We start from the raw sequence: 13794 nt of genomic DNA on the forward strand, positions 1-13794 counted from the left end.
TCCGGCATGCGTTATCCGGCATCGGTGATCTGTCACCCCGCTACGCGATCGAGAAGTCGTCCCCGAACACGTTGCCCTGGCCGTACCAGCCGTGCAGGTACACGGTGACGGTGCCGGAGGCGCCGGTGGTGAAGGGGACGGACAGCTTGGTCCAGCCGGAGGAGTTGGCCCAGGAGGACGCGGTGGCGCCGCCGCTGACGCCGGCGTAGGCGTAGTTGCCCTGCACCCAACCGTTCAGCGTGTAGCCGGTGTTGGGCTTCAGCGTGACGGTCTGCGAGCACTCGCCGGTCTGGCTCGCGGTGGCCGCGGCCTGCAGCGCGTGGGTGCTGGAGTGGGCCGGGGTGGAGACCACGGCGCCGCCGCTCTGGCAGGTCCACGGGGCCAGGCTGCCGGTCTCCAGGTCACCGTTGACCAGGCCGGTCGTCGAGCCGGTCCCGGTGACGGTCAGCGCGTAGGTCGCGGTGTGGGTGCCGGACGGCGCAGTGGCGGTCACGGTCAGCGGGTAGGTGCCCGCCGCCACGGCCGAGGTGGTGGTGATGGTGAGCGTGGCGCTGCTGCCGGCGGTGACGCTGCCGGGGGTGACGGTGGCGGTGACGCCGGCCGGGGCGCCGCTGACCGAGAGGTTGACGCTCTGCGCCGAGCCAGCCGTGACCGCCGTCGCGATGGTCGTCGAGGTGGACGAACCGGCCTTGACCGTCCCGGAGTTCGGGCTGGCGGCGACGGAGAAGTCGTTGCTCGCCGTCGAGCCGCTGGTGAACGGCGCGAAGATGTGGGTGAAGTCCCAGGTGTTCTGGCTGATCCCGGAGCAGGAGTCGCTGCCGGCCGTGCCCGGGCAGCCGCCGTTGTCGCGCTGCAGGGCCCAGAAGGACAGCGTGTTGATGCCCTTGGAGACCGCCCAGTTGTAGACGGTGGTGGCGTTGGCCACGGTGAAGGTCTCGGCCGGGCCGTAGTCGTCGATGCCGAGCATCTCGGTGATCCCGATCGAACCCCACAGCTGGACGGGGGTCCTGGTCGGGTAGAGCTTGGCCAGCTGGTTGTAGAGGCCCTGCGCGGAGGTCTGGGTGTCCGTCGCCATGTCGTGACTGGCGCCGTCGTAGTAGTCGAAGGTCATCATGTTGACGACGTCGATCCGCGCGTTGTTGCTGACCGCGTTCCGCAGCACCGCGAGGCCGCTGTCGGCGAGCCCGCCGGTGGTGGTCGGCAGTGTGTAGGAGAACTGGATGCTCCGCCCCTTGGTGGCGGCCCAGTCCTGGACGAGTTTGATCGCCTTGTTGCGCCGGTCGATCCCGGCGGTGTTGGTCAGCGAGTTGTCCTCGATGTCGAGGTCGATCCGGCTGATGTCGTACGTCGTGATGACGTTCTCGAAGGCGGCCGCGATCTGGTTGACGTCGGTGCAGCTGTCGGCCAGCTCGGTGCCGGTGTTGTCGGCGGTGTAGCCGCCGAAGGAGGGGATCACGTCCCCGCCGTTGGCGCGGATGGTGGCGATGTCGGAGCCGAAGGTCGAGGAGGAGACCGGCATGGCGGAGTCGCCGTTCCAGTACGGCGTGCACGAGCCCTTGGTGGCGGCCTGCAGGAACGCCATGGTCAGGTTCTTGGCGCCGGACTGCGCGGCCAGCTGGGCCGGGCTCTGACCGGTCCAGGCCTCGAAGTAGGGGGCGAAGACCCGGCTGGGGAGCGGGGTGGCGGCCTGGGCGGGACTCGTCGCGGTGGCGACCAGGCCGACCGAGGCGGCCAGCGTGGCGCAGGCCGTCAGTGCGGCCTGGATGGTTCTGCGAAGACGCATGGATTCTCCAACAGACGTGGTGGGGCAGGACGTTGGCGAGGTGCGATCGGCCCGGGGCGCAGCGGACCGGTGGGGTACGGCCGGGTGGCCCGGGGCGCAGCGGGATGCAGCGGGGTGGAGCGCGGTGGATATGGGGGCGTGCGGGCGTGCGGCAGCCCACCGGCTCGCGTGGACGCGGGCGGCGTGCGAGTGCGCGCGGCCGTACGGAGCGGGGGTGGAGTGGAGCAGGGCAGGGCAGTGCCTCAGCCGCCGGTGGTCACACCCCCACAGTGCATCCCGGTCGGATCGACATGCTTATGTTTGGACTAGACCACTGGTCTGTCAAGAGACCTGATAGTTCGTCAGCCCACGGCCCGGGCGGTCGAAGGGTGCGCGGATCGGCGTCCGGGGAAGGGAAGTTGCCCGGAGGGAGGGCTGTCGGGCAGCGCGAGGGAGAAGCCACCGGGCACAAAGAAGACCGTGGCCGCGCACCCGATGGGGGCGCGGCCACGGCGGCCCGGCGCTCAGGACACCGGGCGGTTCGGGGCATCGCGGCGCGGTCGCCGCGGGCGGGGTCAGCGCGATGCCGGGCAGAGCGTGGCGCGCAGTGCGTCGTTGATCTTGGCGGCGGTGTCCGGCCCGAAGCCCTGCGGGTGGTCGGACGAGGTGAACCGCTGGTTGGCCAGGTCGTCCAGCTTCCCCTTGTCCTTGGGGAACTGGTACATCGACTGGCACTGGTTGCGGGCCCGGTCCACGGCCTGGTCGGGCTTGCCGCCGACGATGGCCGGGTCGATCGCGTTCAGCGCGGCGACCAGCTTCGCGGTCAGGTCGGCGCCCGGCTTGGTGGGCAGCCCGGCGTCGGCGGGCGGGGCGGGCTTGGCCGGTGCGGGGGCTCCCGAGGCGCCGGCGTCGGGGGCGGGCGTGCCCGTCGCGCCGTCGGCGGTGGGGGCGGCCGTGCCGGGAGCGGGGGCCACCGGCGTCGAGGCGGCGTCGGTGGGTGCGGCGGTCGGGGTGGTCGGGGTGGTCGAAGCGGCGGCGGTGGGGGAGCCGGCCGCGGAGGTGGCCTTGCCCGAGCTTGATCCGGAGCTGGAGCAGGCAGCGAGGCTCACCGCGGCGAGTGCCGTGAGGGTGGCGGCGAGGAGACGAGTGCGCATGGCGCCCAGACTGTCATGTTCGCGGCGCGGAAGGGAAGGTCCCCCGGGAGGTCTCCGGGGGTCCTCCCGAGGGACCTTGGGGAGGACCCCCGGAGGTCACTCGGGAGAGCGCGGGCCGGACCCGGGGAACGACGGACGGCGGCCCCGGGGACCTTCCTCCCCGGGGCCGCCGTCCGTCGTGCCGGTCGGGCGTCCGTCGTGCCGGTCGGCCGTCAGCCGAGGCCGTTGGACTTCAGCCAGTCCTTGGCCACCGCCGACGGGTCCTCCTTGTCCACCGCGACCCGCTTCATCAGTGCCGTCAGCCCCGCGGTGTCGAGCTTGGCCGACACCGCGTTGAGCGCCGCCGTCGCGGTGGCGTCCACGCCCGCCTTGTTGACCAGCGGGGTGATGTTCTGCGCGCCGAAGACGTTCTTCGGGTCGGCCAGCGGGACGAGCTTGTACTGGACGATCTTCGGGTCGGTGGTGAACACGTTGCCGACCTGGATGCCGCCGTCCTTGAGCGCGTTGGCGGTGGTGTCGGCGGTGGGCTTCCACTCCTTGAAGGTCAGCCCGTAGACGTCCTTGAACTGCTGCTCGCGGCGGGACTTGAACTCCGGCGGGCCGCCGATGGTGAACTCGCCGGCCTTGGCAGCCAGGTCGGAGATGCTCTTGAGGCTGTACTTGTCGGCGGTCTCCTGGGTGACGCTGAGCGAGTCCTTGTCCTCGGCGGGGGAGGAGTCGAGGATCCCGAGCGAGGCGGGCAGCGTCGTGGTGAGCGCCGCGTTCACGTCCTGGGTGGTGACGGCGGTGGCCTTGGCGTCCAGGTAGGCGAGCAGTGCGCCGTTGTACTCGGGCAGGACGGTGAGGTTGCCGCTCTGCAGCTGCCCGTAGAGCACCTCGCGGCTGCCGATGTTGAACTTCTCCTCGACCTTGACGCCCTTGGCCTTGAGGGCCTGCGAGTAGATCGAGCCGAGCAGGACGTTCTCCGGGAAGTTCGCCGAGCCGACGACCACCGTCGACCCGGAGCCGCCCGAGCCCGAACCGCCTGAGCCGCCCGAGCCGCCTGATGACGCCGAGGCGCTCGAACCCCCGCTGAGCGGGTCGCCGCCCGAGGAGCCGCAGGCGGTGGCGCCGAGCGCGAGCGCGGCGAGCGTGCCGAGGACGACCGCGCGACGGCTTCGCTTCATTGTCGACATGGTGACAGATGTCCTTCCGAAGAGGATGGGGGAGAGGGGATTCAGCGGGCCTGGTGCTGGGCGCGCACCCCGGGCGGGAGCGCGAACCGGGCGAGCAGGGCGAAGAACAGCTGGGCGGCGACCGCGAGCAGCACCACCAGCAGCGCCCCGCCCACGGTCACGGCGTACTTGCGGGTCGCCAGCCCGTCGATGACGTAGCGGCCGAGCCCGCCGAGCCCGACGTAGGCGGCCACCGTGGCGGTCGCGATGACCTGGACGGTCGCGGTGCGCAAGCCCGCCAGCAGGGTCGGCGCGGCCGAGGGCAGGCAGACCTGCCACAGCACCTGGGGGTGGGTCAGGCCGATGCCCCGCGCGGCGTCCCGGACGTCCGGGTCGGTGCCGCGCACCCCCTCGACGGCGGCCACCAGCAGTGGCGGCGCGGCGAGCGCGACCAGCGGGAACAGGACGGCGGTGTCGCCGACCCCGGCGAGCAGCACCGCCAGCGTCACCAGCCCGAGGGTGGGCAGGGCGCGGGCGGCACCGGCCAGCGCGGTCACCACGGTGACGCCGCGCCCGGTGTAGCCGATCAGCAGCCCGAGCGGGATGGCGAGCAGCGCCGCGTACAGCACGGCCTCGCCGGAGAGCAGCAGGTGCTCAAAGACCCGGTGCGCGATCGAGTCCGGGCCGCTGCGGTGGTCCGGGGCGGTGAAGAAGTCGCTCAGCCAGTTCAGCCAGTTCACGAGCCCGCCCCCTTCTCCCGGACGGCCCAGGGTGCGAGCATCCGCCGGGCGCCCACCAGCAGCAGGTCGACCGCCAGTGCGAGGACGGCGATCAGCGCGATGCCGGCCACGATCGGGGTCGGGAAGGTGCGCTGGAAGCCGTCGATGAACAGGTAGCCGAGCCCGCCGCGCCCGACCAGCGCCCCGACACTGGCCAGCGAGATGCTGGACACCGCCGCGACCCGCAGCCCGGCGATCAGGTACGGGACGGCGGCGGGCAGTTCGACCGAGGTCAGCCGGTGCCACGGCCCGTACCCCATCGCGGTGGCGGCCTGCCGGACGGCGTCCGGGACGGCGCGCAGCCCGTCCACGGTGGTCGGCAGCAGGACGGCGAGGGCGTAGAAGGTGAGCGGGATCATCACGGTCGCCTGGGTGGCGAGCCCGGTGTACGGGATCAGCACCACGAACACGGCCAACGAGGGCAGCGCGTAGACGATGTTGAAGACGGCGGACAGCGGCTGGTAGAGCCGGGGGAAGCGGGCGCAGGCCAGGCCGAGCGGGATGGCCAGCAGCAGGCCGATGAGCACGGGGACGAGCGCGATCACGGCGTGGTCGGCGAGCAGGTGGCCGAGGTAGCCGAGGTGGTCGCCGATCCAGTACCAGCGGACGATCGGTTCATCGTCCACCGGAGGCTCCGCCCGGGGTGTCGTCGTCGGAGGTGTCTCCGTCGGAGGTGTCGCCACCGGAGGGCTTGGCGGTGCGGACGGGTCCGTCGGCCCCGGGCCGGAGCGCGGCGAGGACGGCCTCGCGGCTCGCGGTGCCGGTGGCCCGTCCCTCGGCGTCCAGCGCGACCGCGACCCCGGCGGGGGAGAGGACGGCGGCGTCCAGCGCGGTGCGCAGGGTGTCGGTGTCCGGCCGGAATGCGGCGGCCGGCTGCAGTTCGGCGGTGACGGCGTCTCGGTCGATCCAGCCGATCGGGCGGCGCTCGTCGTCCAGGGCCAACTCCCAGCCCCCGTACGTGAGTCCGTCCGGAAGTCCGTCCGTGAGCCCGCCCTTGGGACCGTCCTTGGGGCCGTTGCCCACCGGGCGCAGCGCGACGGCGCTGGCGGGGCGCAGGCCGAGGCCGCGCAGGCCGCGGTCGCGGCCGAGGAAGGCGGCCACGCCGTCGTCGGCGGGGGTGGTGAGCAGCGTGTGCGGGTCCGCGAGCTGGGCGATCCGGCCGTGCTCGCGCAGCACCACCACCTGGTCACCGAGTCGGACGGCCTCCTCGATGTCGTGGGTGACGAACAGCACCGTCTTGTGCAGCTCGGACTGCAGCCGCAGCAGCTCCTCTTGGAGCCCGGCGCGCACCACCGGGTCGACGGCGCTGAACGGCTCGTCCATCAGCAGCACCGGTGGGTCGGCGGCCAGGGCGCGCGCTACGCCGACCCGCTGCTGCTGGCCGCCGGACAGCTGGAACGGGTACCGCTTGGCGGTCTCGGGCGCGAGCCCGACCAGTTCGAGCAGTTCGGCGGCCCGCGTGCGGGCCTTCTTGCGGTCCCAGCCGAGCAGGCGGGGGACGGTGGCGACGTTGTCGATCACCTTGCGGTGGGGGAACAGTCCGGCCTGCTGGATCACGTACCCGATGCCGCGGCGCAGCTTGGCGGGCTCCAGCTCGGCGACGTCGGTGCCGTCCAGCAGTACTCGGCCCGAGGTGGGCTCGACCATCCGGTTGACCATGCGCAGCAGGGTGGTCTTGCCGCAGCCGGATGGTCCGACCAGGACGGTTATCCGACCGGTCGGGACCTCAAGGTCCAGGCCCTCGACGGCGACTGTGCCGTCGGGGTGGCGCTTTCCGGCGCCCTCGAATCTGATCACGGGGTGTTTCCTCGTCAGGGCGCCCCGGGGAGGCGGCGCCTGTATCGGTCGGTCGTTCGGTCGTTCGGTCGTTCGGTTGTTGGCGGTTTGTCGACAAACGGCCGGGCGGATCGGTGCTGGTGACGCTTGTCGTACCAACCGCCCGGGCGTTCTTCCGCCCGCGTGGCTGCCCCGGTTCGGACCGGCGGAAACTCTGATCAGCCTATGACCTGCATCATCTCCTGTCTCTGATTTGCCCGTGGGCGCGTACCGGGAGGCCGGGCCCGGACAGCTCGGCCTCCCGGACCGCTCAGCTCCGGCCGGCTCAGCCTCCCGACCGGTCATCAACCCTGACGGGTCGGCCGCCCTGACGGGTCAGCCGCCCTGACGGGTCGGCAGTCCGGCCGCCGCCCAGCCGACGAACCCGCCGTCCAGGTCGGTCGCCCGGTGCAACCCCAGTTCGCGGAGCGAGGCGGCGGCCAGACTGGAGGCGTAGCCCTCCGAGCAGACCACGATCACCTCGACGTCGTAGCCCGAGGCCTCGGAGATCCGGTGACTGCCCGTCGGGTCGAGCCGCCACTCCAGGACGTTGCGCTCGATGATCAGCGAGCCCGGGATCTCCCCCTCGGCCGCCCGCTGCCCCGCCGGACGGATATCCACCAGCAGCGCGCCGCCCAGCTGGGCCTGGTACGCCTCCTGGGCTCGCGGGCGGTGGACGCCCTCGCGGGCGCGCTCCACCAGGTCGTCGATCGTGGTCACCATTGTTCCGGTCCTTCCTCCGAGGTGCGGACGAGCCCTCCGGCCCGCAGGTCGTAGTGCGCCATCGCGCTCAGCGGGGGCGAGTAGGCGTGCAGGGTGACGGCCGGCCCGGGCGCGGTGTTGCGCACGTCGTGCACGTACTCGGGGCCGAAGGCGCGGGCGGTGCCGGCCGGGACCCGGCGGATCAGCAGGCCCTGGTCCGGGCCGCCGAGGGACAGCTCCTCCAGCTCGCCGAGGGCGACGGCGAACGCGCCGCGCGAGCCGCCGTGGTCGTGGAAGCCGGTGGACTGTCCGGGCAGCCAGCTGATCAGCCACACCTCGTGGTCGTCCTCGGCCACCAGACGCCGGTACCAGCGCTCCTCGGTGGAGAGGCGGACGTGGTGGATCCACTGGTCGGGCCGCTCGGCCAGCTCGCGGACGATGGTCCGCAGGGTGCTGGGGGTGAGCGGGGCGCGGTCGTCCGCCGCGGGGGAAGTGGTCGTCGGCGGCTCGGAGACGGAGACGGGGGCAGAGACGGGAACGGGAACGGGGGCGGAGAGGGAGACGGGGGCTGGGGCCGGGCTCGGGTGCAGGCTCATCAGGGCGTCCTCGGGTGCGCGGGAACGTCGGCGGGGGGTGCCCGGGTCCGGCGCCGGTCGGTGGGCGCGGGCCGATGGAGCGGCCCGGCACGCAACGGGGTGCGCCGGGAACGGGCGGAAGTCAGGACGGCGGGTGCGGGTGCGCGGCGCGGGCCCTGGCAGACGTCACAGGGCGGAAGCGGAAGCGGAACCGGCGGGGAAGTGCAGGGTCAACACGCACAGATGGAACTCGCCTGGCGTCGCAGATCGACGTGCAGGCGGCAGACCAGAGTGGCGCCGGATTCCATGTGCCGGATCCTTCCCGAGCGAACCGGACGAAGTCAAGCCGGGCCGGGGGCGGTCGTCGACCTGCCGGCGCTTGTCTCGACGCGGCCTTACCACGCAGTGGCCGAATCCATCCCTCAAGCCCCCGGTTTCAGTCGAATGAGTGTCGAATGAGTAAAGAAGCTACGTGCGGGGTAGATGAGCTTTTCATCCCACCCAGGACCGTCCGCGTGTCCGCATAACAAGATCGGCCCAGACGCGTTTCCGTCGACGTATTGTCAGGCCACCAAGGCCCGGCCTACCGTCTACAGATCGCTTTCTACGCACGTAGACCCCTGCGGATCCCCGAGCGGACCCGCGGGTGAGACCCGCCCCGTCAACCCTCATACCGCGGGTCCGACCGCACGGCCGGGCCGCGGAGTTGCGGAGGTACCCATGTCGCAGATCGTCCGTGCCGCGCTCGTCCAGACCCGTTGGACCGGCGACCAGGAGAGCATGATCGCCCTCCACGAGCGGTACGCCCGCGAGGCAGCCGGCCAGGGCGCGAAGATCATCGGCTTCCAGGAGGTCTTCAACTCCCCGTACTTCTGTCAGGTCCAGGAGCCCGAGCACTACCGCTGGGCCGAAGCCGTCCCGGACGGCCCGACCGTACGCCGGATGCAGGACCTCGCCCGCGAACTCGGGCTGGTCATCGTCGTCCCGGTCTACGAGGAGGAGCAGACCGGTGTCTACTACAACACCGCCGCCGTGATCGACGCCGACGGCAGCTACCTCGGCAAGTACCGCAAGCACCACATCCCGCAGGTCAAGGGCTTCTGGGAGAAGTACTACTTCAAGCCCGGCAACCTCGGCTGGCCGGTGTTCGACACCGCCGTCGGCAAGGTCGGCGTCTACATCTGCTACGACCGCCACTTCCCCGAGGGCTGGCGCGCCCTGGGCCTGGCCGGCGCGCAGATCGTCTACAACCCCTCCGCCACCAGCCGCGGCCTCTCCTCCTACCTCTGGCAGCTCGAACAGCCCGCCGCCGCCGTCGCCAACGAGTACTTCGTCGCCGCCATCAACCGGGTCGGCACCGAGGAGTACGGCGACAACGACTTCTACGGCACCTCCTACTTCGTGGACCCGCGCGGCCAGTTCGTCGGCGACGTCGCCTCCGACAAGGAGGAGGAACTGGTCGTCCGCGACCTCGACCTCGGCCTGATCGAACAGGTCCGCCAGCAATGGGCGTTCTACCGCGACCGCCGCCCCGACGCCTACGGACCGCTCGCCGAGGCCTGAGGAGCAGCGCGATGACCACCCGCGACCCCCAGCAGCGCACCGTCGTCCGCGGCGGCCTCGTCATCACGGCCACCGACGAACTCCACGCCGACGTCCTGATCGAGGGCGAGCGCATCGTCGCCCTCGCGGCCACCGGCAGCTCCGCCGCCGAGGCCTGGGCCGCCGACACCGCCATCGACGCCACCGGCCACTACGTCATCCCGGGCGGCGTCGACGCCCACACCCACATGGAGCTGCCGTTCGGCGGCACCGCGGCCTCCGACACCTTCGAGACCGGCACCCGGGCCGCCGCCTGGGGAGGCACCACCACCATCGTCGACTTCGCCGTCCAGCCCGTCGGCGGCTCGCTGCGCGAGGGCCTGGACACCTGGCACGCCAAGGCCGACGGCAACTGCGCCATCGACTACGCCTTCCACACCATCGTCTCCGACGTCAACGACGGCGTGCTGAAGGAGATGGACGCCCTCGTCGACTCCGGCGAGTCCACCTCCTTCAAGCTCTTCATGGCCTACCCCGGCGTCTTCTACAGCGACGACGGCCGCATCCTGCGCGCCATGCAGCGCGGCGCCGCCAACGGCGGGCTGATCATGATGCACGCCGAGAACGGCATCGCCATCGACGTCCTGGTCGAACAGGCGCTCGCCGCCGGGCGCACCGCCCCCCGCTACCACGGCGAGGTCCGCCGCGAACTGCTCGAGGCCGAGGCCACCCACCGGGCGATCAAGCTCGCCCAGGTGGCCGGCAGCCCGCTCTACGTGGTGCACGTCTCCGCCGCCGCCGCCCTCGCCGAGCTCGCCCAGGCCCGCGACGCCGGGCTCAACGTCTTCGGCGAGACCTGCCCGCAGTACCTGTTCCTCTCCACCGACAACCTCGCCGAGGAGGGCGCCGACGGCTTCGAGGGCGCCAAGTACGTGTGCAGCACGCCGCTGCGGCCGCGCGAGCACCAGGAGGCGCTCTGGCGCGGGCTGCGCACCAACGACCTCCAGGTGGTCTCCACCGACCACTGCCCGTTCTGCTTCGTCGGACAGAAGGAACTCGGGCGCGGCGACTTCTCGAAGATCCCCAACGGCCTTCCGGGCGTGGAGAACCGGATGGACCTGCTCCACCAGGCCGTCGTGGACGGGCACATCAGCCGGCGCCGCTGGGTCGAGATCGCCTGCACCACGCCCGCCCGGATGTTCGGGCTGCACCCGCGCAAGGGCACCATCGCGCCGGGCGCTGACGCCGACCTCGTCGTCTACGACCCCACCGCGGTGCAGACCGTCTCCGCCGCGACCCACCACATGAACGTGGACTATTCCGCGTACGAGGGCCGCCGACTCACCGGCCGGGCGCGGACGGTGCTCTCGCGCGGCACCGTCGTGCTGGACGACGGCACCTGGCTCGGCCGGGCCGGGCACGGCACCTTCCTGCGCCGCGACACCTGCCAGTACCTGGTCTGAGCCGCACGTCGTTACCCGGGTGCCTCGGTGCCTCGGTGCCTCGGTGCCTCGGTGCCTCGCGACCTCGGTATCCCGCCACCTCGGTACCCCCTTCGACCCGCACGTCCCCTTGTCGACCAGCCGCCGCCCGGGCCCGACCGGCGGTCGGGCGGCGGTCCCACCCTTGTTCCAGGAGCCAGTTATGGACATCGGCCTCGTCCTGCAGACCGACCCGCCCGCCCGCAAGCTCATCGACCGGATGATCCGCGCCGAACAGGCCGGGTTCAGCCACGGCTGGACCTTCGACTCCTGCGTCCTGTGGCAGGAACCCTTCGTCATCTACAGCCGGATCCTCGCCGAGACCGAGCGGTTGACCGTCGGCCCGATGGTCACCAACCCCTCGACCCGCACCTGGGAGGTCACCGCCTCCCTGTTCGCCACGCTCAACGACATGTACGGCAACCGCACCGTCTGCGGGATCGGCCGCGGGGACTCCGCGATGCGGGTCGCCGGACGCCACCCCGCCACCCTCGCCCGGCTCTCCCAAGGCATGCACGCCATCAAGGAGTTGGCGGAGGGGCGCACCGTCGAGGTGGACGGCACCGAGATGCACCTGCCCTGGGTCGGCCCGGGTGCGTCGCTGCCGATCTGGATGGGCGCATACGGGCCGAAGGCGCTGGCGCTGACTGGGCGTCAGGCCGACGGGTTCATCCTGCAGTTGGCCGACCCCTACCTCACCGAGTTCATGGTCAAGGCGGTGCGGGCCGCCGCCGTCGAGGCGGGTCGGGACCCGAACTCGGTCACCATCTGCGTCGCCGCCCCCGCCTACGTCACCGCCGACGACTCGCCCGCCGCCCTCGCCCACGCCCGGGAACAGTGCCGCTGGTTCGGCGGAATGGTCGGCAACCACGTCGCCGACCTGGTCAGCCACTACGGCGAGCACTCCGACCTGGTGCCGGAGGCGCTCACCGACTACATCAAGAACCGCCAGGGCTACGACTACAGCCACCACGGCCGGGCCGGGAACCCGGACACGACCTTCGTCCCGGACGGGATCGTGGACCGCTTCTGCCTGATCGGCCCGGCCGAGACGCAGCGCGCCCGACTGGCGGAGCTCCGCTCGCTCGGCGTCGACCAGTTCGCCGTCTACGCCATGCACGACGCGATCGAGACCACCATCGACGCCTACGGGACGGACGTCATCCCCCACGTGTGATCCCGATGTGATCCCAGTTGCAGCAGACGGGAGTTGCCCATGGCCGACACCGCGACCGGCGGCGGCAGACAGTGGCAGCACCCCGACGGCCGGGTCGAACTCGACCCGGCCGTCGAGGAGTTGCCTCCCAACGGCTTCACCAGCGACGACCTGCGGCCGGTCCCGGTCGCGCGGCGCACCTGGTCCACGTACAACTTCCTCGCGCTCTGGGTCGGCATGGCCCACAACATCCCTTCGTGGACACTGGCTTCGGGCCTCGTCGCGATCGGCATGGACTGGAAGCAGGCGGTGCTGACCATCGCACTCGCCAACCTGATCGTGCTGGTTCCGATGCTGCTCACCGGGCACGCCGGCACCAAGTACGGCATCCCGTTCCCGGTGTTCGCCCGGGCCTCGTTCGGGCTGCGCGGCGCCAACCTGCCCGCGCTCGTCCGGGCGGCGGTCGCCTGCGCCTGGTTCGGCATCCAGACCTGGATCGGCGGGGAGGGCATCTTCCTGCTGGCCGGCAAGCTGTTCGGCCAGTCCTGGCGCACCGCCGGCGAGTTCGGCGGCTACCCGTGGACCCAGTGGCTCTCCTTCCTGGTGTTCTGGCTGATCGAGATGATCATCATCGCCCGGGGGATGGAAACGCTGCGGCGCTTCGAGAACTGGGCGGCGCCGTTCGTCATCGTCGGCGCGCTCGCGCTGCTGGCGTGGATCACCGTCAAGGCGGGCGGCTTCGGACCGCTGCTCGACCAGCCGTCCACGCTGGGGTGGGGCGGCGGGTTCTGGAAGGTCTTCTTCCCGGCACTGATGGGCATGATCGGGTTCTGGTCCACCCTGTCGCTCAACATCCCGGACTTCACCCGCTTCGGCGGCAGCCAGCGGGCCCAGATCCGCGGCCAGGCGCTCGGCCTGCCGACCACGATGACGCTCTTCGCGTTCCTGTCCGTCCTGGTCACCTCGGGCTCCCAGGCCGTGTACGGCGAACCGGTGTGGGACCCGATCCGGCTCGCCGCGAAGATGGAGAACCCGGTCGGCATCCTGTTCGCGCTGCTGACCGTCCTGGTCGCGACCCTGTCGGTGAACCTCGCCGCCAACGTCGTCTCGCCGGCCTACGACCTCGCCAACCTGCTGCCCCGGTTCGTCAACTTCCGTACCGGGGCGCTGATCACGGGCGTGGTCGGGATCGCGATCTTCCCGTGGCGGCTGATCTCCGACCCGCACGTCTACATCTACACCTGGTTGGGGGTGGTCGGCGGCCTGCTCGGCACGGTCGCCGGGGTCCTGATCGCGGACTACTGGCTGCTGCGCCGGACCCACCTCCGGCTCGCCGAGCTGTACCGTCCGGGCGGGGCGTACTGGTACACGGGTGGCTGGAACTGGCGGGCCGTCACGGCTCTGCTGGTGGGCGGCCTGCTGGCGGTCGGCGGTTCGTACTCCACCGTCGACGCCCACGGCGCCAAGCAGGGCCCGTTCCCGGCGGACGGCCTCATTCCCTTCCTCAAGCCACTCGCCGACTACGGCTGGGCCGTCGGCCTCGCGGCGGCGGTGATCCTCTACGTCCTCCTCAACCTCCGCCGGGGGCTGGAGGCTGGGGAGGGGTAGCGGCGGGGCGGATGACAGCGGACAGCGGATGACAGACGACAGCAGACAGCTGACAGATTTCGAAAT

13 protein-coding genes are annotated in these 13794 nt (G+C 71.6%); 4 read left to right on the forward strand and 9 right to left on the reverse strand.

Features of this window, described 5'->3' with window-relative positions; genetic code table 11:
- Nucleotides 1-40 precede the first annotated feature (40 nt).
- The 9 genes from ACZ51D_RS12595 to ACZ51D_RS12635 all read right to left on the reverse strand — a co-directional run bounded on the left by ACZ51D_RS12595 (nt 41) and on the right by ACZ51D_RS12635 (nt 8249).
- A complete protein-coding gene (locus ACZ51D_RS12595) occupies nt 41-1783 on the reverse strand; it encodes a glycosyl hydrolase family 18 protein (protein ID WP_465662201.1) in 1743 nt (580 codons plus the stop codon).
- A gap of 554 nt (nt 1784-2337) precedes the next feature.
- Complete coding sequence (locus ACZ51D_RS12600; RefSeq protein WP_465662203.1) at nt 2338-2916, reverse strand: hypothetical protein; 579 nt, start codon at nt 2914-2916, stop codon at nt 2338-2340.
- A gap of 212 nt (nt 2917-3128) precedes the next feature.
- A complete protein-coding gene (locus ACZ51D_RS12605) occupies nt 3129-4082 on the reverse strand; it encodes an ABC transporter substrate-binding protein (RefSeq protein WP_465620730.1) in 954 nt (317 codons plus the stop codon).
- Between the two features lie 50 nt (nt 4083-4132).
- Nucleotides 4133-4810: an ABC transporter permease gene (locus ACZ51D_RS12610; RefSeq protein WP_465620728.1), complete on the reverse strand. Its 678-nt coding sequence runs from the start codon at nt 4808-4810 to the stop codon at nt 4133-4135.
- Complete coding sequence (locus ACZ51D_RS12615) at nt 4807-5475, reverse strand: ABC transporter permease (RefSeq protein ID WP_360490236.1); 669 nt, start codon at nt 5473-5475, stop codon at nt 4807-4809. Before ACZ51D_RS12615 ends, ACZ51D_RS12610 begins: the two co-directional genes overlap by 4 nt.
- The gene (locus ACZ51D_RS12620) at nt 5465-6646 is read right to left on the reverse strand and encodes an ABC transporter ATP-binding protein (RefSeq protein ID WP_465662204.1); all 1182 of its coding nucleotides are present in this window, start codon (nt 6644-6646) and stop codon (nt 5465-5467) included. Before ACZ51D_RS12620 ends, ACZ51D_RS12615 begins: the two co-directional genes overlap by 11 nt.
- 354 nt (nt 6647-7000) lie before the next feature.
- Nucleotides 7001-7387, reverse strand: a complete 387-nt coding sequence (locus tag ACZ51D_RS12625; protein ID WP_465620724.1) for a rhodanese-like domain-containing protein — start codon at nt 7385-7387, stop codon at nt 7001-7003.
- Entirely contained in the window at nt 7381-7962 is a 582-nt protein-coding gene (locus ACZ51D_RS12630) for a cysteine dioxygenase (RefSeq protein WP_465620722.1), read from the reverse strand. Before ACZ51D_RS12630 ends, ACZ51D_RS12625 begins: the two co-directional genes overlap by 7 nt.
- A gap of 209 nt (nt 7963-8171) precedes the next feature.
- Nucleotides 8172-8249, reverse strand: coding sequence for a putative leader peptide (locus ACZ51D_RS12635; protein ID WP_107054354.1), 78 nt, complete (start codon nt 8247-8249; stop codon nt 8172-8174).
- A 412-nt stretch (nt 8250-8661) separates the two neighbouring features.
- Here ACZ51D_RS12635 and ACZ51D_RS12640 point away from each other — a divergent pair, with 412 nt between their 5' ends.
- The 4 genes from ACZ51D_RS12640 to ACZ51D_RS12655 all read left to right on the forward strand — a co-directional run bounded on the left by ACZ51D_RS12640 (nt 8662) and on the right by ACZ51D_RS12655 (nt 13728).
- The gene (locus ACZ51D_RS12640; RefSeq protein WP_360490228.1) at nt 8662-9504 is read left to right on the forward strand and encodes a nitrilase-related carbon-nitrogen hydrolase; all 843 of its coding nucleotides are present in this window, start codon (nt 8662-8664) and stop codon (nt 9502-9504) included.
- An 11-nt stretch (nt 9505-9515) separates the two neighbouring features.
- Nucleotides 9516-10946 (forward strand): dihydropyrimidinase, encoded by a 1431-nt coding sequence (hydA, locus tag ACZ51D_RS12645; protein WP_360490226.1) that lies wholly within the window; start codon nt 9516-9518, stop codon nt 10944-10946.
- A gap of 181 nt (nt 10947-11127) precedes the next feature.
- Entirely contained in the window at nt 11128-12141 is a 1014-nt protein-coding gene (locus ACZ51D_RS12650) for a TIGR03842 family LLM class F420-dependent oxidoreductase (RefSeq protein ID WP_360490224.1), read from the forward strand.
- Between the two features lie 39 nt (nt 12142-12180).
- Nucleotides 12181-13728: an NCS1 family nucleobase:cation symporter-1 gene (locus ACZ51D_RS12655; RefSeq protein WP_465620718.1), complete on the forward strand. Its 1548-nt coding sequence runs from the start codon at nt 12181-12183 to the stop codon at nt 13726-13728.
- Nucleotides 13729-13794: the final 66 nt, after the last annotated feature.

The sequence above is a fragment of the Kitasatospora sp. NPDC033851 genome (assembly GCF_055576085.1).

Coding starts and splice junctions, on each gene's coding strand:
- ACZ51D_RS12595 (WP_465662201.1), bottom strand. CDS start 1,783: ATGCGTCTTCGCAGAACCATCCAGGCCGCACTGACGGCCTGCGCCACG.
- ACZ51D_RS12600 (WP_465662203.1), bottom strand. CDS start 2,916: ATGCGCACTCGTCTCCTCGCCGCCACCCTCACGGCACTCGCCGCGGTG.
- ACZ51D_RS12605 (WP_465620730.1), bottom strand. CDS start 4,082: ATGAAGCGAAGCCGTCGCGCGGTCGTCCTCGGCACGCTCGCCGCGCTC.
- ACZ51D_RS12625 (WP_465620724.1), bottom strand. CDS start 7,387: ATGGTGACCACGATCGACGACCTGGTGGAGCGCGCCCGCGAGGGCGTC.
- ACZ51D_RS12630 (WP_465620722.1), bottom strand. CDS start 7,962: ATGAGCCTGCACCCGAGCCCGGCCCCAGCCCCCGTCTCCCTCTCCGCC.
- ACZ51D_RS12635 (WP_107054354.1), bottom strand. CDS start 8,249: ATGGAATCCGGCGCCACTCTGGTCTGCCGCCTGCACGTCGATCTGCGA.
- ACZ51D_RS12640 (WP_360490228.1), top strand. CDS start 8,662: ATGTCGCAGATCGTCCGTGCCGCGCTCGTCCAGACCCGTTGGACCGGC.
- hydA (WP_360490226.1), top strand. CDS start 9,516: ATGACCACCCGCGACCCCCAGCAGCGCACCGTCGTCCGCGGCGGCCTC.
- ACZ51D_RS12650 (WP_360490224.1), top strand. CDS start 11,128: ATGGACATCGGCCTCGTCCTGCAGACCGACCCGCCCGCCCGCAAGCTC.
- ACZ51D_RS12655 (WP_465620718.1), top strand. CDS start 12,181: ATGGCCGACACCGCGACCGGCGGCGGCAGACAGTGGCAGCACCCCGAC.